This is a genomic window from Sphingomonas sp. S-NIH.Pt3_0716 (assembly GCF_003950715.1).
In the GTDB taxonomy this organism is placed as follows: Bacteria; Pseudomonadota; Alphaproteobacteria; order Sphingomonadales; family Sphingomonadaceae; genus Sphingobium; species Sphingobium yanoikuyae_A.
Genome location: NZ_QLJK01000025.1, coordinates 46716 through 68350, shown reverse-complemented (window position 1 = coordinate 68350; position 21635 = coordinate 46716). Strand labels below are relative to the sequence as shown.

19 protein-coding genes and 1 tRNA gene are annotated in these 21635 nt (G+C 66.3%); 18 read left to right on the top strand and 2 right to left on the bottom strand.

What is annotated here, in order from left to right; genetic code table 11:
* The first annotated feature begins 46 nt into the window (after positions 1-46).
* From BRX37_RS19180 to BRX37_RS19095, 18 genes are all read left to right on the top strand, one after another.
* Entirely contained in the window at positions 47-2314 is a 2268-nt protein-coding gene (locus BRX37_RS19180; RefSeq protein ID WP_125988753.1) for an FdhF/YdeP family oxidoreductase, read from the top strand.
* Positions 2311-3162: a formate dehydrogenase accessory sulfurtransferase FdhD gene (gene fdhD, locus BRX37_RS19175; protein ID WP_125988751.1), complete on the top strand. Its 852-nt coding sequence runs from the start codon at positions 2311-2313 to the stop codon at positions 3160-3162. The genes BRX37_RS19180 and fdhD overlap by 4 nt, the downstream gene beginning before the upstream one ends.
* A 287-nt stretch (positions 3163-3449) precedes the next feature.
* The gene (locus BRX37_RS19170) at positions 3450-3608 is read left to right on the top strand and encodes a hypothetical protein (protein ID WP_004209804.1); all 159 of its coding nucleotides are present in this window, start codon (positions 3450-3452) and stop codon (positions 3606-3608) included.
* An 8-nt stretch (positions 3609-3616) separates the two neighbouring features.
* The gene (locus BRX37_RS19165; RefSeq protein ID WP_125988749.1) at positions 3617-6052 is read left to right on the top strand and encodes a TonB-dependent receptor; all 2436 of its coding nucleotides are present in this window, start codon (positions 3617-3619) and stop codon (positions 6050-6052) included.
* A 22-nt stretch (positions 6053-6074) separates the two neighbouring features.
* Entirely contained in the window at positions 6075-7484 is a 1410-nt protein-coding gene (locus tag BRX37_RS19160; protein ID WP_125988747.1) for an MFS transporter, read from the top strand.
* A 31-nt stretch (positions 7485-7515) separates the two neighbouring features.
* The gene (locus BRX37_RS19155; RefSeq protein WP_010336953.1) at positions 7516-8454 is read left to right on the top strand and encodes a TauD/TfdA dioxygenase family protein; all 939 of its coding nucleotides are present in this window, start codon (positions 7516-7518) and stop codon (positions 8452-8454) included.
* A gap of 104 nt (positions 8455-8558) precedes the next feature.
* Positions 8559-10193, top strand: a complete 1635-nt coding sequence (locus tag BRX37_RS19150) for an arylsulfatase (RefSeq protein ID WP_125988745.1) — start codon at positions 8559-8561, stop codon at positions 10191-10193.
* Positions 10194-10345: 152 nt separating this feature from the next.
* Positions 10346-11131 carry an LPS export ABC transporter ATP-binding protein gene (lptB, locus tag BRX37_RS19145; RefSeq protein WP_010336951.1) on the top strand — a complete coding sequence of 262 codons (786 nt, stop codon included), beginning with the start codon at positions 10346-10348 and terminating at the stop codon, positions 11129-11131.
* A gap of 45 nt (positions 11132-11176) precedes the next feature.
* Positions 11177-12694: an RNA polymerase factor sigma-54 gene (rpoN, locus tag BRX37_RS19140; RefSeq protein ID WP_125988743.1), complete on the top strand. Its 1518-nt coding sequence runs from the start codon at positions 11177-11179 to the stop codon at positions 12692-12694.
* Between the two features lie 207 nt (positions 12695-12901).
* On the top strand, positions 12902-13753 hold the full coding sequence (locus BRX37_RS19135) for a D-amino-acid transaminase (protein WP_099232577.1): 852 nt from the start codon (positions 12902-12904) through the stop codon (positions 13751-13753).
* A gap of 219 nt (positions 13754-13972) precedes the next feature.
* The gene (locus tag BRX37_RS19130) at positions 13973-14962 is read left to right on the top strand and encodes a helix-turn-helix domain-containing protein (protein WP_125988769.1); all 990 of its coding nucleotides are present in this window, start codon (positions 13973-13975) and stop codon (positions 14960-14962) included.
* 68 nt (positions 14963-15030) lie between these two features.
* Positions 15031-15106 (top strand) — tRNA-Val (locus BRX37_RS19125).
* 210 nt (positions 15107-15316) lie between these two features.
* A complete protein-coding gene (locus BRX37_RS19120) occupies positions 15317-15496 on the top strand; it encodes a hypothetical protein (RefSeq protein ID WP_125988741.1) in 180 nt (59 codons plus the stop codon).
* Positions 15497-15550: 54 nt separating this feature from the next.
* Complete coding sequence (locus tag BRX37_RS19115) at positions 15551-15778, top strand: zinc-finger domain-containing protein (protein ID WP_037518483.1); 228 nt, start codon at positions 15551-15553, stop codon at positions 15776-15778.
* A 44-nt stretch (positions 15779-15822) separates the two neighbouring features.
* Positions 15823-17265, top strand: coding sequence for a metalloprotease TldD (gene tldD, locus BRX37_RS19110; protein ID WP_125988739.1), 1443 nt, complete (start codon positions 15823-15825; stop codon positions 17263-17265).
* Between the two features lie 87 nt (positions 17266-17352).
* The gene (locus BRX37_RS19105; protein WP_010336942.1) at positions 17353-17928 is read left to right on the top strand and encodes a DUF924 family protein; all 576 of its coding nucleotides are present in this window, start codon (positions 17353-17355) and stop codon (positions 17926-17928) included.
* Positions 17929-18084: 156 nt separating this feature from the next.
* Positions 18085-18423, top strand: a complete 339-nt coding sequence (locus BRX37_RS19100; RefSeq protein ID WP_004209785.1) for a P-II family nitrogen regulator — start codon at positions 18085-18087, stop codon at positions 18421-18423.
* Between the two features lie 15 nt (positions 18424-18438).
* Positions 18439-19785 (top strand): ammonium transporter, encoded by a 1347-nt coding sequence (locus BRX37_RS19095; RefSeq protein ID WP_017501519.1) that lies wholly within the window; start codon positions 18439-18441, stop codon positions 19783-19785.
* A gap of 209 nt (positions 19786-19994) precedes the next feature.
* Here BRX37_RS19095 and BRX37_RS19090 read toward each other — a convergent pair whose 3' ends face one another.
* On the bottom strand, positions 19995-20984 hold the full coding sequence (locus BRX37_RS19090; RefSeq protein WP_125988737.1) for a phytoene/squalene synthase family protein: 990 nt from the start codon (positions 20982-20984) through the stop codon (positions 19995-19997).
* A gap of 54 nt (positions 20985-21038) precedes the next feature.
* On the bottom strand, positions 21039-21620 hold the full coding sequence (locus BRX37_RS19085; protein WP_010335596.1) for an LOG family protein: 582 nt from the start codon (positions 21618-21620) through the stop codon (positions 21039-21041).
* Positions 21621-21635 lie beyond the last annotated feature (15 nt).

Genomic DNA, 21635 nt, shown 5'->3' with positions numbered 1-21635 from the left:
TCCTATATCTCACGCGGGGCACCGCGATGATGTGGGACAGACGACCATGGACAAATCCGCCGAAGACCTGATCCCCGACACGGTGGAAGGCGTCTCCAGCTATGACGGCCCGGCCGGTGGCTGGGGCGCGCTGCGCGCGGTGGCAAAGACGGTCGCCGAACAGATGCGCGCCAGTCCCGACACCCGCGCCCTGCTCCAGATGAACCAGCCCGACGGCTTCGACTGTCCCGGTTGCGCCTGGCCCGATCCCAAGCACACCTCTTCGTTCGAATTCTGCGAAAATGGCGCCAAGGCCGTCACCTGGGAAGCGACGGTCAAGCGCGTCGATCCCGATTTCTTCGCCCGCCACAGCGTCAGCGAATTATGGACATGGACCGACCATAAGCTGGAGGATGCCGGCCGCCTGACCGAACCGCTGCGCTATGATGCCGCCACCGACCATTTCGTGCCGATCAGCTGGGACGAGGCCTTCGCCCGCGCCGGCGCCGCGCTCCAGGCGCTCGACCATGCCGACCAGGCCGAATTCTACTGCTCGGGCCGCGCGTCGAACGAATCCGCCTTCCTCTATCAGTTGTTCGCCCGCGAGTTCGGCACCAACAATTTCCCCGACTGCTCGAACATGTGTCACGAGGCGACCAGCACCGGCCTCCCCAAGTCGATCGGCATCGGCAAGGGCACGGTGACGCTGGAGGATTTCGACCATGCCGACGCGATCTTCTGCATCGGCCATAATCCGGGCACCAACCATCCCCGCATGCTGAGCACGCTCGCCGCCGCCTCCAAGCGCGGCGTGCCGATCATCGTCGCCAACCCGATGCGCGAACGCGGGCTGGAGCGCTTCAAGTCGCCCCAGCATCCCACCGAAATGCTCTCGCCCGGCGCCACCCCGCTCGCGTCCGCCTATCATCAGGTGCGGATCGGCGGCGACATGGCGATGCTCAAGGGGATGATGAAGGCGCTGCTGGCGATCGAGGCGCAGCAGCCCGGCACGCTCGACCACGAGTTCATCGCCCAGCATACCGAGGGCTTCGACGCCCTGCGCGCCGATATCGAGGCCACCCAATGGCCGTGGATCGAGCGCCTGTCCGGCCTCACCCGCGAAGCGATCGAGAGCATGACCCATGTCTATGCCAGGGCCGACCGGGTCATCATCTGCTATGGCATGGGCATCACCCAGCATCGCCACGGCACGCAAAATGTGCAGGCGTTGGCCAACCTGCTGCTGCTGCGCGGCAATTTCGGCAAGCCGGGTGCCGGCATCTGCCCGTTGCGCGGCCATAGCAATGTGCAGGGCGATCGCACCGTCGGCATCACCGAACTGCCGACCGAAGCGATGCTGCAACGGCTCGACACCGCCTTTTCCATCCAGTCGCCGCGCAAGCATGGCCATAATGCGGTCGAGGCACTGGCCGCCATGCACGCCGGGGACTCGAAAGCGCTGATTTCGCTTGGCGGCAATCTCGCCGTCGCCATGCCCGATCCCGACGCCTGCTTCGCCGCCGTGCGTCGGCTCGACCTGTCGGTCAACATCCTCACCAAGTTCAACCGCACCTGCCTGCTGACCGCGCGCGAGACACTGATCCTGCCCTGCCTTGGCCGCACCGAACTGGATATGCAGGCCGCCGGCCCGCAATGGGTGACGGTGGAAGACAGCATGTCGATGGTCCACGCCTCGCGCGGCAAATTGAAGCCCCCCTCGCCCCATGTCCGCTCCGAACCGGCGATCGTTGCCGGCCTGGCCAAGGCCGCCATGCCCGCCAGCCGCACCGACTGGGACGGCATGGTCGCCGATTATGACCGCATCCGCGACGGGATCGAGGCGGTCTATCCCGATTTCCGCGACTTCAACATCCGGGTGCGCGAGCCCGGCGGCTTCCGCCTGACGATCGGCCCCAGCGACCGGATCTGGAACACGCCCAGCGGCAAGGCGCAGTTCATCACCCACCCGGTCGCCCCGGACGAGGGCGCGCTGCCGCTGCTGCTCACCACCATTCGCAGCCATGATCAGTATAATACGACCATCTACAGCTATGATGATCGCTATCGCGGCATCCATGGCCGGCGCGACATCATCTTCGCGAACGAGATCGATCTGGCGGAGATGGGCCTGGCCCATGGCGACAGGGTCGATGTGACCACGCCGGCCGGGCGCGAATTGCGCGGCTTCACCATCGTCATGCACGCCATCGCGCGCGGATCGCTCGCCGCTTATTATCCCGAGGCGAACAATCTCGTCCCGCTCGACGATTATGATCCGGCCAGCGGCACCCCCGCCTACAAGTCGATTCCCGTCACGGTGCGCGCCGCCCGATGAGCGACGCCGACCGGCCCGTCCGCTTCACCCGGATCACCCCGGACGGCGGCCGCGCGTCCGTCACCCGCGCGGTCGCGGTCGAATGCCCGGTCGCGCTCGAATATAATGGCATCGGCTATGCCGTGCTGATGGCGACCCCGGCCGATCTCGACGATCTCGCCACCGGCTTCGCCTTGTCCGAACGGCTGATCGATAGTGCCGCCGACATCATCGACATCGACATTCACGAAGCGCCCCAGGGCCTGTTGCTGCGCATCCGCCTGATCGCCGACCGCCATGACCGCATCCTCGCGCGCGTCCGCCACCGCGTCGCCGAATCCTCCTGCGGCCTGTGCGGTATAGAGAATCTGGAACAGGCGCTGCGCCCGCTGCCACGCGTCACCGCCGTCACCCAGGCCAGCGACGATGCCCTGTTCCGCGCCCTCGATGCGCTCGACGCGCGCCAGCCGGGCAATCAGCGCACCGGCGCGCTCCACGCCGCCGCCCTCGCCGCGCCTGACGGCACGCTCCGCCTCGCGCGCGAGGATGTCGGCCGCCACAACGCCTTCGACAAGCTGATCGGCGCCATGGCCCGCGCCGGTCTCGGCTGGGATGGTGGCTTCGCCCTCCTCTCCTCGCGCTGTTCCTATGAACTGGTGGAAAAGGCCGCGCTCGCCGCCTGCCCGCTGCTCGTCACCCTCTCCGCCCCCACCAGCCTCGCGCTCGATCGTGCCGCCGAATCGGGCCTGCGCCTCATCACCCTCGCCCGGCGCGACGCCATGCTCGAACGGGCGGATGGACCGGCACAGCGCAATTTGGGCACGGCCAAGCAAAACTTGGTTGAGCCAGACACTCTATCTTATAAGTAGAGATTGCCTGAAACGGAGCGGACTGGTCCCCGCCCCGATGACGACATCGGCATCGGACCCGCGGCTTTTGATCGGGATGCAGCTTGCTCCGCGTCACCAACAGCTAAAGCGCACGATGCCTGGGCGACGACGCCAGCTTCGTGTTCCCCCCAACGAAACGGGGAATGAAACGATGTGCCATCCATCTGAAATCTAGGGCCTGACGCCCGCCACGCAGCGCGCTGCTTGTCAGCGCGCCTCCATCCGCCCGTCCTCCGCCGATGCGTCGTGCGGGAAAGGGGGATCGCATGCCCGTGGAAGCTCGCGGCCGACGCGCGTCGCCGCACCCAGCCTATTCCGTGTCGCTGCTCCAGGCGGCCGCCGCGCTCTACGGCCTGAATGCCGTGCGCGACGATGCCCTGCGTCCGCAGCCCACAAGCAGAACAGACAAGAAATTCAGGGAGTAAGCCTCTTCATGTCCCAAGTCCTCGCGCCCAGCCGACCCCGGCACGGCCTGTCCCTCCGTCGCCTGCTGCTCGCCGGCGTCGCCATCGGCCTGTTGCCGAGCGCCGCTCATGCTGCCGACGAACCCGCCGCCGCGGCGCCTGCCCCGGCCCCCGAAGCCGCCGTCGATGAAGGCGATTATGGCGCCCCCATCCTGGTCACCGCCCGCCGCCGCGCCGAAAAGGCGCAGGACGTGCCGGTCGCCCTCTCGGTCGTCGGCGGCGATCTGGTCGAACAGCGCGGCGACTATACGCTCGCCGCCGTGCAGCAGGTCGCGCCCAGCCTCCAGCTGTTCAGCTTCAACCCCCGTAACACCAACATCAACATTCGCGGCCTCGGCTCCAATGTCGCCCTGACCAATGACGGCCTCGAAAATGGCGTCGGCGTCTATATCGACGATGTCTATTATGGCCGCGTCGGCGCCAGCCAGTTCGACCTGGTCGACCTCGAACGGATCGAGGTGCTGCGCGGGCCACAAGGCACGCTGTTCGGCAAGAACACCACCGCCGGCGCGATCAACATCACCACCCGCCAGCCGAGCTTCGATTTCGGCGGCCAGGTGGAAGCGACGCTGGGCGACTATGGTTTCCATCAGGTGCGCGGCTCGGTCACCGGTGGCCTGACCGACTGGGCGGCGGTGCGCGTCAGCATTGCCGACACGCATCGCGATGGCTTCCTGACCAATGTCCATAACGGCAAGAAAATTCACGATTACGACAATTTCACCGCGCGCGGCCAGCTGCTGCTGACCCAGGGTGAGGGCTTCAGCCTGCGCCTGATCGGTGACTATGCCAAGCAGACGCTCAATTGCTGCGTCCGCCTGCCCAGCACCGTTTTCACCACCTATGATGACGGCAACACGATCGCGAACAATTTCGCGATCCGCGCCGCCCGCGCCGGTTACACGCCGCTCGCCACCGATCCCTTCGCCCGCAAGGTCGATGTCGACGGCCAGTTCCAGGCGAACATGAATCAGTGGGGCATTTCGGGCAAGGCCGACTGGGATGTCGGCCCGGTGACGCTCAGCTCCATCACCGCCTATCGCGCCTGGAACTGGTATCCGCGCAACGACAGCGACGCCACCTCGCTCTCGGTCAACACGCTCAACCATCAGGAAAATAACCAGCGCCAGTTCAGCCAGGAATTTCGCGTCGCCTCCAATGGCGACACCCGCCTCTCCTATGTGCTGGGCGCCTATTATTTCTGGCAGATCATCGACGGCTCGGGTGCTGCCGGCTATGGCGTGGACGCGCCGCTCTGGCTCTTTCCCAATGCCGATCCGGTGGTCAGCAATGCGGCGGTCAACGGCTTCGTCGCCCGCTCCAGCTCCAATCCCGAGACGAAGAGCGCCGCGCTGTTCGGCCAGGCCAGCTACGCCATCATCCCCGACAGCCTCTCGCTGACGCTCGGCCTGCGCTACACGCATGAAAAGAAGCAGGGCAGCTACAGCCAGTGGTGGGCGGAGGGGAATGATCTTTCCAGCCTGACCGCGGCCCAGCGCACCGCCGCGATCGCGCTGCGCAACAGCCTCAACCCCGTTACCAGCTACTCGACCGGCTTCACCGACAACAGCCTCTCGGGCCTGGCCACCCTGTCCTACAAGGTGACGCCGGACGTGCTGGTCTATGCCACCTATTCGCGCGGCAACAAATCGGGCGGGCTCAACCTCACCAACATCCCCGCCGGGGTCAGCCCCGATGTCGGCGGCGAGAAGGTCGACAATTACGAAGCCGGCGTGAAGAGCCAGTTCTGGGGTGGCAAGGCAACGCTCAACGCCGCCGCCTTCTGGACCAATATCTTCGACTATCAGACCGCGATCACCGAACAGATTGTCGGCACCAACAGCACCCGCAATTATATCACCAACATTCCCGAGGCGCGCGCGCGCGGCTTCGAACTGGACGGTGCGCTGGCGCTCAGCCGCTATGTCAACCTCAACGCCTCGCTCGCCTATACCGACGCCTATTATGTCGACTTCAAGAACGGCCCGACCCCGGTCGAGGCGCTGAACCCGACCACCGGCGGCTCGGCCGTTACCGACCTTAGCGGCAAGCCGCTGTCGGGCGTGCCTCAATGGTCGTGGAGCGCGGGCGGCGACTTCGCCATTCCGCTCGGCACCACCAAATGGGGCGACGCCCAATTCTACGGCCGTGCCGACTATAGCTGGCGCTCCTCCTACTACACCGCCGTGTCGGACAGCCGCTACTCGCTGGTGCCCAGCTACGGCGTCGCCAATGCGCGCATCGGCGTGCGGCTGGACGATGGCCTGATCGACCTGTCGCTCTGGGCCAAGAACCTGTTCGACAAGGATTATGTCGACACGCTCTCGGTCGCGAACACCGGCCTCGTCACCGCCACCGTCGGCGATCCCCGCACCATCGGCGTCACCCTGCGCAGCAAATTCTGACCCCCAATCTGGAGGCAAGATCATGGCTACCCTTCCCTACGCAGACTATCTGGATGACCGGAGCATCACCCGGCCGGAACCCGCCCGCGTCGGGGAGGGGGAGCCCTCGCGCCTGCGCCTCACCGGCTTCGCCTCGATCGCGGTGCCGATCGCCGGCGCCGGCCTGCCGCTCGCCCTGTTCGTGCCCCAGCTTTACGCCACCCAGTTCGGCCTCTCGCTCGCGACCATCGGCTTCATCTTCCTGCTGGGCCGCATCTGGGATGTCAGCGCCGATCCGCTGGTCGGCGCGCTCAGCGACCGCACCCGCAGCCGCTTTGGCCGGCGGCGCCCATGGATCGCGGCCGGCGGCCTGTTGTTCGGCCTGTCCTCCGCCCTGCTCTTCTTCCCGCCCGCCGCGCTGGTGACGCCCGCCTATCTCGGCGCCGCCCTCTTCTTCTTCTATCTCGGCTGGTCGATGATCGAGATCCCGGCCTCCGCCTGGGCCGGCGAGCTGTCGCGCCATTATCATGGCCGCACCCGCGTCGTCAGCTATCAGGCGCTGCTGCGCGCCATCGGCCTGCTCGCCGTGCTGGTGCTGCCGACCATCCTCGATCAGGTCGAACCGGGCAATGGCACGCTGAAGCTGCAACTGGTCGGCGGCTTCATCATCGCCACCCTGGTCCCCAGCCTCGCCCTCACCCTCTTTTCCGTGCCCGAACCGCCGGTGCCCGCCACCCCGCCAATCCGCCAGAGCTTCTGGCGCGCCACCAGCGTCATCTTCTCCGACCGGCTGCTGCTGCGCGTCCTCGCCTCCGACGCGGTGGTCACCGCCGGCCAGTCGATCCGCGCCAGCCTGATCGTCTTCTTCGCCGTCTGGTATATGGGCCTGCCCGCCTGGGCCAGCGGCCTCTATCTGCTCCAGTTCATCTTCGGCGTCGCCGCCGCACCGATCTGGCTGCGCATCGGCACCCGCATCGGCAAGCGCCAGGCCGCGATCAGCGGCGAAATCGCCCAGGCGGCGATCAATATCGGCCTGCTCTTCGTCTTCCCCGGCGGCCTGCCGCTGCTGCTCGCCCTCACCATCGCCCAGGGGCTGACCCAGGGTTCGGGCAACCTGATGCTGCGCGCCATGGTCGCCGATGTGGCCGACGCTCACCGGCTGCGCACCGGCCATGACCGCACCGGCCTCTTCTTCTCGGTCTTCGCCCTCTCGGCCAAACTCGGCCCGGCGATCGGCATCGGCATCGCTTTGCCGCTCATCGCCTGGCTCGGCTTTGCCGCCGGCCCGCACAACAGTCCGTCCGCGCTCGAAGGATTGAAGACCGTCTTCGCCCTCGGCCCGGCCCTGGCCCACATCATCGCCACCCTCATCATCTGGCGCTTCCCGCTCGACGAAGCCGCCCATGCCGAAATCCGCCGCGCCCTCGACCAGCGCGACGCGATCCCCGCCTGACCGTCCACGCATAAATTCAAGGAGACCTGCCATGACCATCCTGACCCAGAGCTTCCTCAACGCCGCCGATGCCGACGGTCCGCTCGATGTCGTTCCCGTCGCCGGCCGCATCGGCGCGGAGATCCGCGGCGTCGCGCTGGGCGGCGACCTTGACGACGCCACCATCGCCGCGATCCGCGCCGCCCTCGTCCGCCACAAGGTGATCTTCTTCCGCGCCCAGCATCATCTCGACGATGCCGGCCAGGAAGCCTTTGCCGAACGCTTCGGCAAGCCCGTCGCCCACCCGACCGTCCCGGTCGTGCCCGGCTCCAAATATCTGCTGGAACTGGATTCGAAGGAGGGCCGCGCCGCATCGAGCTGGCACACCGACGTCACCTTCGTCCCTGCCTATCCCGAATCCTCGATCCTGCGCGCCATCGTCATCCCGCAGGCCGGCGGCGACACGCTCTGGGCCAATACGGCGGCCGCTTATGAGGAACTGCCCGAACCGCTGCGCCAGCTGGCCAACAGCCTGTGGGCGGTCCATTCCAACCTCTATGACTATGCCTCGGTCGTCACCAATGCGAATGAGGAAGCGGTGAAGCGCTATCGCGAAGTCTTCGCCTCGACCGTCTATGAAACCGAACATCCGCTGGTCCATGTCCATCCCGAAAGCGGCGAGCGTTCACTGATCCTGGGCCATTTCTTCAAGCAATTCGTCGGCCTCAGCCAGGCCGACAGCCAGCGCCTGTTCGCCACCTTCCAGGATGCCGTGACCCGGCCGGAAAACACCGTCCGCTGGCGCTGGCAGCCGGGCGACGTCGCCATCTGGGACAATCGCGCCACCCAGCATCGCGCCATCGCCGATTTCGGCACCCAGCATCGTCAGCTCCGCCGCGCCACCATCGCCGGCACCGTCCCCGTCTCGATCGACGGCCGCAACAGCCGCATCATCAAGAAGGAAGATGGCAAGATTGCCGAAGCCGCCTGAGCAGGGCTTGCTCACCCCCCAACCTGTCCCCGAACTCAGGTAAATCCCTTCGGCACACTGGGCCGCGTTCCTTCCGGACGCGGCCCCTTTTCACGGAAGACCCCATGAAGCTCCGCACTGTCCTTGCCAGCCTGGCGCTGGCCACCGCCCTCACCACGCCCGCGGCGGCGCAGGAAAAGCGTCCCAATTTCCTGGTGATCGTCGCCGACGACCTGGGCTATTCCGATCTCGGCGCCTTTGGCAGCGAGATATCCACACCCAATCTCGACCGGCTCGCTTTGTCGGGCGTGCGCCTCACCGGCTTCCACACCGCGCCCACCTGCTCGCCGACCCGCTCGATGTTGCTGTCGGGCACCGACAATCATCGCGCCGGCCTTGGCACCATGGCGGAAATGCAGGCCCCCAATCAGGTCGGCAAGCCCGGCCATGAAGGCTATCTGCGCACCGACATCGCCGCCCTGCCCGAAGTCCTGACCGCCGGCGGCTATCGCACCCTCTTTTCGGGCAAATGGCATCTCGGCCTCACGCCCGAGCAGGATCCCCATGCCCGCGGTTTCCAGCACAGCTTCGCCCTGCTGCAGGGGGCGGGCAATCATTATGGCACCGACATTTCGGCCACGCCCAAGCCCGGCTTCACCACCTATCGCGAGGATGGCCGCACGCTCGAAAGCCTGCCCAGCGACTATTATTCCTCCGATGCCTTCGCCACCAAGCTGATCGACCAGATCAAGGCGACCAAGGACGACAAGCCCTTCTTTGCCTATCTCGCCTTCACCGCGCCGCACTGGCCGCTACAGGCCCCGGCCGAAACCATCGCCAAATATAAGGGCCGCTATGAGGCGGGCTATGAAGCGTTGCGCGCCGAGCGGCTGAAGAAGCAGGTCGCGCTCGGCCTGGTCCCGGCCAGCGCCGCCCAGCATCCCCTTGAAAACAGCAAGCCCTGGGCAGAGCTGACCCCGGATGAAAAGAAGACCGCGTCACGGACGATGGAAATCTATGCCGCGATGGTCGACCGGCTCGACCAGAATGTCGGCCGGGTGATCGATGCGCTCAAGGCCAGCGGCGAATATGACAATACCGTCATCCTCTTCCTCGCCGACAATGGCGCCGAGGGGATGGATCTGGTCCATGCCAGGAATCCCCGCTTCCGCGCCCGTGCCGAGGCGGCCGATAACAGCTATGACAATCTCGGCAAGGACAGCAGCTATATCAGCTATGGCCCCGGCTGGGCGCAGGCGGCGACCACGCCATCCTGGCTCTACAAGGCGTTCGCGACCGAGGGTGGCACCCGCACCACCGCCTTCCTCTCCGGACCAGCGGTCAAGAAGCCCGGCAGCATCGCCCATGACTATCTCAACGTCATGGACGTCGCCCCCACCCTGATCGACCTGGCCGGCATCGCCCCGCCCAAAGGGACGTTCCAGGGGCGCACCGTCCAGCCGATCCGCGGCACCAGCTGGGCGCCCTGGCTCGCCGGGAAGGCATCCACGGTGCATCCCGCCAGCGAGGCGATCGGCACCGAATTGTTCGGCTCGCGCGCATTGCGCCAGGGCGACTGGAAGATCACCGATGCGGGCGATGGCCAATGGCATCTGTTCAACATCGCCGCCGATCCGGGCGAAACCACGGACCTATCCGCCCGCGAACCGGCGCGCCGGGCGGCGCTGGAAAAGGCGTGGGACGCCTATGCCAGCGATGTCGGTGTCGTCCTGCCCAACCCGCGCATCATGGTGGAATAACCCGTGCATCAGGGGGATGACACGCCCATCCCCCTCTTCTCCATCGCATTTTCCCCTTGCCCCGGCGGCGATCCCATGCACAAAGCTTGCCAATTGCCGCAGGCGGACCCATGTCCGCCGCACCCCGATTTGGCGGCACAAGGATTGAAGTGATGGACGATGTGACGATCCAGGACAGGGCCGCTTCGGCGCGACCGCTCGCCCCGCAGGAAGTGGGCGAGGGCCTGTCCGTCATCTCGATCGCGAAAAGCTATGACAAGCGCGTTGTCCTGTCCGACGTGTCGCTGACCGTGGGCAAGGGCGAGGTCGTCGGCCTGCTCGGCCCCAATGGCGCGGGCAAGACGACCTGCTTCTATTCGGTCATGGGCCTCGTCCGCCCCGACCAGGGCCGCATCATCCTCGACGGCCAGGATATTACCGGCCTGCCCATGTATCGCCGCGCGATCCTGGGCCTGGGCTATCTCCCGCAGGAAACCTCGATCTTCCGGGGCCTGACGGTCGAACAGAATATCGGCGCCGTGCTGGAAATGGCCGAACCCAACAAGGCCGCCCGTGCCGAGAAGCTGGAACAGTTGCTCGACGAATTCGGCCTCACCCGTTTGCGCGATTCTGCCGCCATGGCGCTGTCGGGCGGTGAACGGCGTCGCTGCGAAATCGCCCGCGCGCTGGCCGCCGATCCCTCGATCGTACTGCTCGACGAACCTTTCGCCGGCATCGATCCGCTGTCGATCGCAGACATTCGCGATCTGGTGAAGCAGCTCAAGACGCGCGGTATCGGCGTCCTCATCACCGACCATAATGTGCGCGAGACGCTGGAAATCGTCGACCGCGCCTGCATCATCTACAGCGGCCAGGTGCTGTTCGCCGGCAGCCCGACCGAACTGGTCGCCCATCCCGATGTTCGCCGCCTCTATCTGGGCGAGAATTTCCAGCTCTGACATGATCGGCCGGCGCCCCCTCGCTGATGCAGGACGGCCCGGCTGATGGCGCTCGGGCCACGCCTCGACATCCGCCAGAGCCAGTCTCTGGTGATGACGCCGCAGCTCCAGCAGGCGATCAAGCTGCTGGCGCTGTCCAATCTGGAGATCGAGGCGTTCGTCGCGGGCGAACTGGAAAAGAACCCGCTGCTCGAACAGGGTGCCGCCGATGACGGCGGCCGGGAAGGCAGCGGCGTCGACCGCGAGGTGGAGGCGCCGACGCTGGCCGCCGAAACCGGCGCCAGCGACGATCTGATTGCCCAGGGGCTGGGCGGCGCCGACAGTCCGCTCGACGTCGATCATGGCGCGGAAACCTTCATCGACGATGGCCCGGCCGACCGCATGGCCGCGGGCAGCGGCTCAGGCTCGCTCGACATGCTCGGTGGCGGCAGCGGTTCGGGCGAAGCGGTCGATTTCGACAGTTTCGCCAATGCCGCGCCCAGCCTGCAGGAACATCTGATGGACCAGGCCCGCAGCACGCTGTCGGGCATGGACCTGCTGATCGCCACCCAGTTGATCGGCCAGATCAGCGAAGCGGGCTATCTGGAGGCCAATCTGCTCCAGACCGCCCATGGCCTGGGCGTTCCACTCTTCACGGTCGAGGCCGTGCTCGAAGTTATCCACAGCTTCGATCCCACCGGCGTGGGCGCCCGCTCGCTCGCCGAATGCCTCGCCCTTCAGGCAAAGGAGGCGAACCGCTACGATCCCTGCATCCAGCGGCTGCTCGCCAATCTCGACCTGCTGGCCAAGGGCGCCCTGCCCCAGCTGCGCCGCATCTGCGGCGTGGATGAGGAAGATCTGGCCGACATGATCCGCGAACTGCGCGGCTATGATCCCAAGCCCGGCCTGCGCTTCGCCAGCGACAGCGCCACGCCGGTCACGCCCGACCTGTTCGTCAGCCGCACCCGCGAAGGCTGGGGCATAGAGGTCAACAGCGCCACCCTGCCGCGCGTGCTGGTCAACCGCAGCTATTATGTCGAACTGGCCGGCGGCCCGCAGGACAAGGCAAGCAAGGCCTGGCTGGCCGACTGCCTCGCCAGCGCCAATTGGCTCGTAAAGGCGCTCGACCAGCGGCAGAAGACGATCATCAAGGTGGCGAGCGAGATCGTCCGCCAGCAGGAGGATTTCTTCCGCAACGGCGTCGCTTATCTCAAGCCGCTGACGCTGCGCGCGGTCGCCGACGCGATCGAAATGCATGAATCGACCGTCAGCCGCGTCACCTCGAACAAATATCTCTCCTGCCCGCGCGGCCTCTATGAACTCAAATATTTCTTCACCAGCGGCGTCGCGGCGGCGGATGGCGACGGCGCCGTCTCGGCCGAGGCCGTGAAGAGCCATATCAAGGCACTGATCGGCGCGGAGGAGGCCCATGCCATCCTCTCCGACGACACGCTGGTCGACCTGCTGCGCGCCAAGGGCATGGACATCGCCCGCCGCACCGTCGCCAAATATCGCGAATCCATGGGCATCGGCTCCTCGGTCCAGCGCCGCCGGCAAAAGGCACTCAAGGGCAAGGCCGCCTGAGCCTGTCCTACAGCGGCCCTTTCCCCTATCATCGGCGCTGCCATCCCCTGACTTTCCGATAGGATCAGGCCAGCGCAAGATAATGTCACAATGTGCGGGAAATATGCGAAGTTAAGCGGAGCAAATCCTATTTCGCCGCCTTGACCCCGGCCGCCGCGGCGGCAAAAGCGGCGGCGTAAATCACCAGACCAAGGATCGCCCGCCGCCATGTCCGTCGCCTATCTCAACGGCCAGTTTCTGCCGCTCGAAGACGTCCGCATCTCCCCGCTCGATCGCGGCTTCCTGTTCGCCGACGGCATTTATGAAGTGGCGGCCGTGATCGATGGCCGGCTGGTCGACAGCGCCAGCCATCTCGCCCGGCTGGAACGTTCCTGCACCGAAATCGGCATCGCCCTGCCGCTCACCCTGGACGAGATCGAGGCGGCGCAGAAGGCGCTGGTCGCCCATAATGGCCTTGGCGAGGGCCTGGTCTATCTCCAGATCACCCGCGGCGCCGACGTCACCCGCGACTTCATCCCGCCGGCCGGCCTGCAGCCCACTCTGTTCATGTTCGTCCAGAACAAGACCTTCCTCGATGTGCCCGCCGCCAGGACCGGCGTTGCGGTCGCCACCATGGCCGACCTGCGCTGGGCGCGGCGCGACATCAAGAGCGTGGGCCTGCTCGCCCAGGCGATGGCCAAGATGGCGGCCAAGGAAGCCGGCGCGCAGGAAGCCTGGATGATCGAGGATGGCTTCATCACCGAAGGCGCCTCCTCCACCGCCTTCATCGTCACCGACGAAGGCATCGTCACCCGCCCCTACAGCCAGTCGGTGCTGGCCGGCTGCACCGGCGCGGCGCTGACCGCGCTGGCGGAAGAAAGCGGCATCGCCGTCATCCGCCGCCCCTTCACCCTCGCCGAAGCGCTCGCCGCCAAGGAAGCCTTCATGACCAGCGCCTCGACCTTCTGCCTCTCGATCGTCAGGATCGACGGCCAGCCGGTCGGTGACGGCACGCCGGGCCCGGTCGCGACCCGGCTGCGCGAACTCTATATCGACTTCGCCCGCCGCACCGCGGTCTGACCTGCGACGAAATGACTCCATTTCGGATCGAATGGCAGAACAGGGCGCCCGCATCAGCCGGCGCCCTTTTCGTTTCCGCATCCCCACCGATATCGCGGGCGCGTGACGGCCATCACGACAGCCCCGTGCATTTGCGCCATTATGGAGTCAGCGCCGGCTGCGCCCGGTGGGCAAGCGGCTAAGCTGCGGAACATAACAGGCACGGGAGATTGCGTGGTGATGGCCGATCCCTTCTCGACCGATCATGATAGCCCCTATGCCGCGCCGGATGACCGGCGTGGGCTGCTGATCGTTGCCGATGACGAATGGTTCGACGATGCCGCCATGCTGGCCCATGCCGCCGGCCTGCGCCTGCTCGGCACCGTGCCGCTCGATCAGGCCGCCGCCCGCCTCGACATGCAGGTCGGGTGCGATGTCGTCCTGCTGCACTGCCACCAGCCTGATCCGTTGCTCGAACGGCTGATCGTTCAGGTCGAGACGATCGCGATCCAGAATCGCATGGCGGTCGTGCTGCTCGCCGGGATCGAGACACTCGACATGGCCTTTGCCTGCATGCGCAGCCCGCAGACCCAGTTGCTGTGCAGTCCCGACAATAGCGACATCGCCGCCGCCCTGCTCGCCGCCGCGCACGGCGATGCTCTGCCCCGTAATCTGCATGACGCCACCCATGAAAGCGACGGCAACCGGCTGCAGCGGCTGAGCGAGGAAGTCAGCCGTCTTGCTCGCACCATCGAGGCCCTGACCGATCGGCCGCGCCCTACGCTCCCCGCGTTCGACATGCCCGCGCGCATCGCCGACCGCCAGGGTGGCTATACCGCCATGCCGGCCATGGCCACGATCGGCGCGGCCACCATGGCGGAAACCGCTTCCGTCACCGCCGCCCAGGTCCGCGACCTGCTGCGCGCCCGCCGGCTGCGTGCCGATTTCCTGCCCGGCGACCTGTTTGCCGATCCGGCCTGGGACATGATGCTCGACCTGCTCGCCGCCCGGCTGGAACAGGCCCATGTCTCGGTCTCCAGCCTATGCATCGCGTCCGCCGTGCCGCCGACCACGGCGCTGCGCTGGATTCGCACATTGACCGACAAGGCCCTGGTCGAGCGCCGCGCCGATCCGCATGACGGTCGCCGCATCTTCATCGCGCTCGCCGACGACGCGGCTGAGAAGCTCATACGCTGGTTCGGTGCCAGCCATCGCTATCGCGCGCATTGATCTGCCGCATCGGATAAAGGCCGCTTGACCCGCGCCCAAAAAAATCTAGAAGCGCCCGCACCCCATGGGGGCGATTAGCTCAGTTGGTAGAGCGTCTCGTTTACACCGAGAATGTCGGCGGTTCGAGCCCGTCATCGCCCACCAGTTTCGCCGAATGAGAAGCCGTCCGGGGGACGGCTTCCGGCGAAACTCCCGAGCGACAGCGAAGGGCTCGGCCTTTAGAGCCCGTCCTGGGGACGGGCGGCCGCAAAACTCCCGAGCGACAGCGAGGGCTTGGCACCACCACAAACCGGCCCCGATCCGCCCCCGTAACATTCATCCTGCAGCAAGCATGGTTCCGGCATCTTCCCGCCCATGCCGATCAGCGTCTTCCTTGGCGGCTCCGTCGCGCCGATATTGCTGATGCTGTCGCCCTTCGCGGTGATGGCGGTCGGCAATTGCGCCGACTGGCAACCCAAGACCCCAAGCGCAAGGATCGCGGCAAAGCCCCCCGCCGACGCCGGCTGCAGCCAGCCCCGCTATCCGCTGATGTAATCGCGCGCTGCCAGATATTGCGGCGCCGCGTTACCGCTGCTAATTCCGCCTCCCATGATCCAGCCGCCCGAAATCATCCGAGTCACCAAGTCCCGCGTCTCCTGCGACGGTTCGGGTGACATTCCCGCCGCCCTTGGCCATCCGCGCGTCTTCCTGGAAATCGACGAGCATGGCTATGTCGATTGCGGCTATTGCGATCGCCGCTTCGTGCTGGCCGGCGGCGTCGCCGACAATGCCGATCTCGGCAACAAGCCGGACATCGCTTCGGGCGCCAGCCTTTAAAATTTCCATTGGGCATCCGTCATGCCGCGCCTATATCGGGCGGCATGACCGATCTCGCTTCGCAATTCACTGATGCCCGCGGCCTGCTCTATCGTCCTGGCCTGCTCGATCCCGATGGTGCGCGCCGCCTAACCGCGCAGGCGCTTTCAGCCTGCGACGATGGCGAGCTCTACCTCCAATATCGCGCCAGCGAGAGCTTCGGCTTCGACGACGGCCGGCTCAAGACCGCCGATTATTCGACCGACGCGGGCTTCGGCCTGCGCGGCGTCTCGGGCGAGATGACCGGCTTTGCCCATGCCAACGACCTCAGCGAAGCGGCGATCGCCAAGGCGGCGCAGACGCTGACCCTGCTCGATCCGGCCAAGGGCCAGCCCGCCCCGCCGCCCCAGCGCACCAATCGCCACCTCTATACCGACGCCAATCCGCTGGAGCTGGTGCCCTTCGCCGAGAAGGTGACCCTGTGCGCCGCGATCGACGCCGCCGCCCGCGCCCGCGACCCGCGCGTCGCCCAGGTCTCGGTCAGCCTCGCCGGCAGCTGGTCGGTGATCGAGATCGTCCGCGCCGACGGTTTCACCGCCAGCGACATCCGCCCGCTCGTCCGCCTCAACGTCTCGGTCATCCTGGAGGAAAATGGCCGGCGCGAAACCGGCGTGTTCGGCATTGGCGGCCGCTATCTCTACGATCAGGTGATGGACCCCAAGATCTGGAACCGCGCGATTGACGAGGCGCTGGCCCAGGCGCAGGTCAATCTCCGCTCGGTCGCCGCCCCCGCCGGCGAAATGACCGTGCTGCTCGGCCCCGGCTGGCCGGGCGTGCTGGTCCATGAAGCGATCGGCCATGGCCTGGAAGGCGATTTCAACCGCAAGGGCACCAGCGCCTTTTCCGGCCGCATCGGCCAGCGCGTCGCCGCGCCGGGCGTCACCGTGGTCGACGATGGCAGCATCCTCGATCGCCGCGGCTCGCTGTCGATCGACGACGAAGGCACGCCGACCCAGGAAAATATCCTGATCGAGGACGGCATCCTCAAGGGCTATATGCAGGACCGCCTCAACGCCCGGCTGATGGGCGTCGCGCCGACCGGCAATGGTCGCCGCGAATCCTATGCCCATGCGCCGATGCCGCGCATGACCAACACCTTCATCAAGGGTGGCCAGGACAATCCGGAAGAGCTGCTGTCGCGCGTCAAGTCGGGCATCTTCGCCAAGAGCTTTGGCGGCGGCCAGGTCGACATCGTCTCGGGCAAGTTCGTCTTCTCCTGCACCGAGGCCTATAAGGTCGAGAATGGCAAGATCGGTGATCCGATCAAGGGCGCGACCCTGATCGGCGACGGCCCGACCGCGCTGACCAAGGTGATCGGCATCGGCAACGATTGGGCGCTCGACGAAGGCATCGGCATGTGCGGCAAGGGTGGACAGAGCGTGCCGGCCGGCGTCGGCCAGCCGACGCTGCTGATGGACGGGCTGACCGTCGGCGGCACCGCCGCCTGACCCCCTTCCTGCCATGGCGGCGCGGTCACCCGACCCGCCGCCGCCATGGGCCGAGGAACCGGGCGACGATCGATACGTATTTTGCGTATGAACATGCTGACCGACAGCCATGACGCCGTGACCGCCGACTGGGCGGCGGCCCTGCTCGACTTCTGGTTCAACCAGGTGGGCGAGGAAGGCTGGTACAGCCATGATCCGGCGCTCGACCAGCATTGCATCGACCGCTTCGCCGTCCTGTGGAGCGAGAAGCGGACGCTTCCGCCCGAAAGCTTCCTCGACCGCGCCGACGATGCGCTGGCCGCGGTGCTGCTGTTCGACCAGCTGCCCCGCAACATGTTCCGCGGCCAGGCCCAGGCCTTTGCCACCGACCCGATCGCCCGTGAGGTAGCGCGCGGCGCCATCGCGCTGGGCTATGACATCCAGATTGGCGGGGCGGGCCGGCTCTTCTTCTACATGCCCTTCCAGCATAGCGAGGATCTGGCCGATCAGGAGCTGTCGCTCTCCCTGTTCGAAGGGACCGGCGACGCCCGGTCGCTCGATTTCGCCCGCCAGCATCATGCAACCATCGCGCGCTTCGGCCGTTTCCCCCATCGCAACGCTGCCCTTGGTCGCACCACCCTGCCCGCCGAAGCGGCAGCGGTCGCCGAAGGATCGCAATGGTAGGCGGGAACATGCCTATTTTTTAGGCATGGCTGTGCATCTGCACATTTTTTCGGCGGCGCAACAATCTCCCCTAGTGGAAATCCCGCGTTAATGCGTCATTAGCAAATTGGCACGCCTCTTGCTGGTATGTCGCCGCACACCAAATAAGGGGGCGACATGAAACTTGTCATGGCTATCATCAAGCCGTTCAAGCTTGACGATGTCCGCGAGGCTCTTTCCTCGCTTGGCATCGCCGGTATGACGGTCAGCGAAGTGAAGGGCTTTGGTCGCCAGAAGGGCCAGACCGAAATCTATCGCGGCGCCGAATATTCCACCAACATGGTTCCCAAGATCAAGATCGAGGTGGTCTGCGACGACGACCTCGCGCCGCGCGTGGTGGAAGCGACGCAGGCCGCCGCCAATTCGGGCGCGATCGGCGATGGCAAGATCTTCGTCCTCGATGTCGGCCAGGCCGTGCGCATCCGCACCGGCGAAACCGGCGAAACCGCGCTGTAAGAAGGGGGGGGAATAATGACCTTTTCGAAGAAACTCTGCGGCGCGCTGGGGGCCACCGGCCTTTCGCTGTTCGCCGCGCTGCCCGCCTGGGCACAGGACGCGGCCGCGCCGGCCGCGACCGTGGACAAGGGCGATACCGCCTGGATGATGACCTCCACCATCCTCGTCTTCCTGATGATCCTGCCCGGCCTCGCCCTGTTCTACGGCGGTCTTGCCCGCAGCAAGAACATGCTGTCGGTGATGACGCAGATCGGCGCCGCCGCCTGCCTCGCCATGCTGATCTGGGTCATGTACGGCTATTCGATGGCCTTCGGTCCCGATTATACCAGCGGCCTCTCCAACTTCGTCTCGACCTTCGACAAGGCCTTCCTGAAGGGCATCACGCCCGCTTCGCAGGCCGCGACCTTCACCGCCGGCGTCGAGATTCCGGAATATGTCTTCGTCTGCTTCCAGATGACCTTCGCCGCGATCACCGTTGCGCTGGTGCTGGGTTCGGTGGTCGAACGCATCAAATTCTCGGCCGTGATGGTGTTCGCCGCCATCTGGCTGACCATCGTCTATTTCCCGATCGCGCACATGGTCTGGGCTGCTTCTGGCTATTTCTTCAAGGCCGGCGCGCTCGATTTCGCGGGCGGCACCGTCGTTCACATCAACGCCGGCGTCTCGGCGCTGGTGGCCTGCCTCATCCTGGGCAAGCGCATCGGCTTCCCCAAGGAACCGATGGCCCCGCACAGCCTGACGCTGACCGCCGTCGGCACCGGCCTGCTGTGGGTCGGCTGGTTCGGCTTCAACGCCGGCTCGGCGCTCGAAGCCAATGGTTCGGCCGCCCTCGCGATGATCAACACCTTCGTCGCCACCGCATCGGGCGCTCTGTTCTGGATGCTGGCTGAGCGCGTCAACGGCCACAAGGCGTCGGCCCTGGGCTTCTGCTCGGGCGTCATCGCCGGCCTCGTCGCGGTCACCCCGGCGGCCGGCAACTCGGGCCCGTTCGGTGCGATCGTGCTGGGCGCCGTTGCCTCGATCATCTGCTTCTATGCCGTCACCGTGCTCAAGCCCAAGCTTGGCTATGACGACAGCCTGGACGCCTTCGGCATCCACGGCATCGGCGGCATGATCGGCGCCATCGGTACCGCCATCGTCTACTCGCCCGCCCTCGGCGGCCCCGGCGCGGCGGACTATGAAATCGGCGCCAAGCTGCTCGTCCAGATCGAAGCGGTCGTCGTGACCATCATCTGGGCCTCGATCGGCACCGCCATCGCCATCTTCATCGCCAAGGCCATCACCGGCCTGCGGGTCAGCCAGGAGGTCGAATATGAAGGCCTCGACCTCGGCGAGCATGGCGAGCGCGCCTACAACTACTGAGATTGGCAGGGCGGCCGCCCGACCGGGACACGGCCCGCCCGCCTCACCTTGTTCCTCCTGCGAACATGCCTTGGGGTCGGTACGAAAGTACCGGCCCTATTTTTATCCCCAGGGCAGGCAGTGGATGGGATTGAGGATGCTGGCAGCGACCAGAAGCTGACATGTTCCCCCTCCCGCAGGCGGGAGGGGAATGGCGGAAAACCGACCCATCAAACAGTCGGCCGCGTCCACAACCCGGCAGACCGCGCTGCCCCTGCCGGCCAGCGCCGCGCCCGTCCCGGCACCTGCCGTCCCGCGCGGATTACCCAGCCCAGCTTCTCGCGCCCCGGCGTCACCACGCGATGGTCCCAGGCATGCTCGCCCCGCCGCGCCACTTCGCGTGCGATGTCGCCATATATGCCCGCCGCCGCCAGCACCGCCCAGGCCGCCCGCGCCGGCAGCGCGCCGGTGCCATGGCGCGCGCTGTCCTCATAGGCCGCCGCCATGTCGGCCAGCCGCTGGCCCAATATCGCCAGCTGCGGCCGCAGCCAGGGCTTCATATGCTCGCCGGGGGGCATGTCCATTTCCACCAGCCATTCGACCGGCAGGTAGCAGCGGTCGGCCAGTTCATCCTCGCTGATGTCGCGGGCGATATTGGCGAGCTGGAAGGCGATGCCCAGGTCACAGGCGCGGTCGAGCGTCGCCTCATCCTCCGGGGCGACGCCCATCAGCACCGCCATCATGCAGCCCACGGCGCCCGCGACATGATAGCAATAGCGCAGCATGTCCGCCTCGCTGCGCGGCCGCCAGTCGCGCGCATCGAGCGCAAACCCCTCCAGCAGATCATGGGCATAGCGGTGCGGGATCGCGCATTCGCGCATGACGACGCCAAAGCCGTCAAAGGCCGGGTCGCCGGTCGGCTCGCCGCGCAGCGCCGCATCGGTCAGCACCCGCAGGGTCGACAGCCGCGCCTGCCCGTCGGCGACGCCGCGCATCGTCCCGCCATGGTCCTGCCCATCGGCGATATCGTCGCATTTGCGGCACCAGGCGTAGAGCAGCCAGGCCCGCTCGCGCGTCACCCGGTCGAACAGCTTCGACGCCATGGCAAAGCTCCTGGAGCCCCGCGCAATGCTATCGCGGGCATGGGCGACCAGGGCGGGGCGATTCCATTCTCCCGTCCCGCCTGCGGGAGGGGCCGGGGGAGGGCCTGTTAAGTCCATGAAGCGGACATGCCCTCCCCTAACCCCTCCCGCAAGCGGGAGGGGAATATTATTTCAGAGCCGCGCGGCCTTCATCGCGAAGATCGTCTCGTGCGGCTGATAGGCGGCCATCTGGTCCAGCAGCCCCTCGATGCTGTCATCATGGATCATGATGCCGGCATGCTGCGGCCGGATGAAGCCGGCTTCCACCATCTGCCGGTTGAAGCCGATCAACTGGTCATAGAAGCCCGCGACATTGAGCAGGCCGACCGGCTTGTTGTGATAGCCCAGCTGCGCCCAGCTGATCGCCTCCCACAGCTCGTCCATCGTGCCGACGCCGCCCGGAATCGTGACGAAACCGTCCGACAGGTCGGTGAAGAACTGCTTGCGCTGGTGCATGGTCTGGACGACGTGCAGTTCGGTGCAGCCGCGATGCGCGACTTCGGCGCCGACCAGCGCCTCGGGGATCACGCCGATCACCTCGCCGCCCGCTTCCAGCGCCGCATCCGCCACCGCGCCCATCAGGCCCAGCCGGCCGCCGCCATAGACGACACCGATTCCCCGCTGTGCCAGGGTGCGGCCGACATGGCGCGCCGCGTCGATATAGGTGAGGTCGGCCGGCGTCGCCGAACCACAATAAACAGCCAGTCTTTTCATCATCTTCCAGTCCCG

What these genes read in the sequence shown, in the direction of transcription:
- BRX37_RS19115 (WP_037518483.1), top strand. Translation starts at nt 15,551, where the DNA reads ATGATCCAGCCGCCCGAAATCATCCGAGTCACCAAGTCCCGCGTCTCC.
- BRX37_RS19135 (WP_099232577.1), top strand. Translation starts at nt 12,902, where the DNA reads ATGTCCGTCGCCTATCTCAACGGCCAGTTTCTGCCGCTCGAAGACGTC.
- rpoN (WP_125988743.1), top strand. Translation starts at nt 11,177, where the DNA reads ATGGCGCTCGGGCCACGCCTCGACATCCGCCAGAGCCAGTCTCTGGTG.
- BRX37_RS19180 (WP_125988753.1), top strand. Translation starts at nt 47, where the DNA reads ATGGACAAATCCGCCGAAGACCTGATCCCCGACACGGTGGAAGGCGTC.
- BRX37_RS19090 (WP_125988737.1), bottom strand. Translation starts at nt 20,984, where the DNA reads ATGGACTTAACAGGCCCTCCCCCGGCCCCTCCCGCAGGCGGGACGGGA.
- BRX37_RS19085 (WP_010335596.1), bottom strand. Translation starts at nt 21,620, where the DNA reads ATGAAAAGACTGGCTGTTTATTGTGGTTCGGCGACGCCGGCCGACCTC.
- BRX37_RS19130 (WP_125988769.1), top strand. Translation starts at nt 13,973, where the DNA reads ATGGCCGATCCCTTCTCGACCGATCATGATAGCCCCTATGCCGCGCCG.
- BRX37_RS19095 (WP_017501519.1), top strand. Translation starts at nt 18,439, where the DNA reads ATGACCTTTTCGAAGAAACTCTGCGGCGCGCTGGGGGCCACCGGCCTT.
- BRX37_RS19105 (WP_010336942.1), top strand. Translation starts at nt 17,353, where the DNA reads ATGAACATGCTGACCGACAGCCATGACGCCGTGACCGCCGACTGGGCG.
- BRX37_RS19150 (WP_125988745.1), top strand. Translation starts at nt 8,559, where the DNA reads ATGAAGCTCCGCACTGTCCTTGCCAGCCTGGCGCTGGCCACCGCCCTC.
- lptB (WP_010336951.1), top strand. Translation starts at nt 10,346, where the DNA reads ATGGACGATGTGACGATCCAGGACAGGGCCGCTTCGGCGCGACCGCTC.
- BRX37_RS19165 (WP_125988749.1), top strand. Translation starts at nt 3,617, where the DNA reads ATGTCCCAAGTCCTCGCGCCCAGCCGACCCCGGCACGGCCTGTCCCTC.
- BRX37_RS19100 (WP_004209785.1), top strand. Translation starts at nt 18,085, where the DNA reads ATGAAACTTGTCATGGCTATCATCAAGCCGTTCAAGCTTGACGATGTC.
- BRX37_RS19160 (WP_125988747.1), top strand. Translation starts at nt 6,075, where the DNA reads ATGGCTACCCTTCCCTACGCAGACTATCTGGATGACCGGAGCATCACC.
- tldD (WP_125988739.1), top strand. Translation starts at nt 15,823, where the DNA reads ATGACCGATCTCGCTTCGCAATTCACTGATGCCCGCGGCCTGCTCTAT.
- BRX37_RS19170 (WP_004209804.1), top strand. Translation starts at nt 3,450, where the DNA reads ATGCCCGTGGAAGCTCGCGGCCGACGCGCGTCGCCGCACCCAGCCTAT.
- BRX37_RS19120 (WP_125988741.1), top strand. Translation starts at nt 15,317, where the DNA reads ATGCCGATCAGCGTCTTCCTTGGCGGCTCCGTCGCGCCGATATTGCTG.
- BRX37_RS19155 (WP_010336953.1), top strand. Translation starts at nt 7,516, where the DNA reads ATGACCATCCTGACCCAGAGCTTCCTCAACGCCGCCGATGCCGACGGT.
- fdhD (WP_125988751.1), top strand. Translation starts at nt 2,311, where the DNA reads ATGAGCGACGCCGACCGGCCCGTCCGCTTCACCCGGATCACCCCGGAC.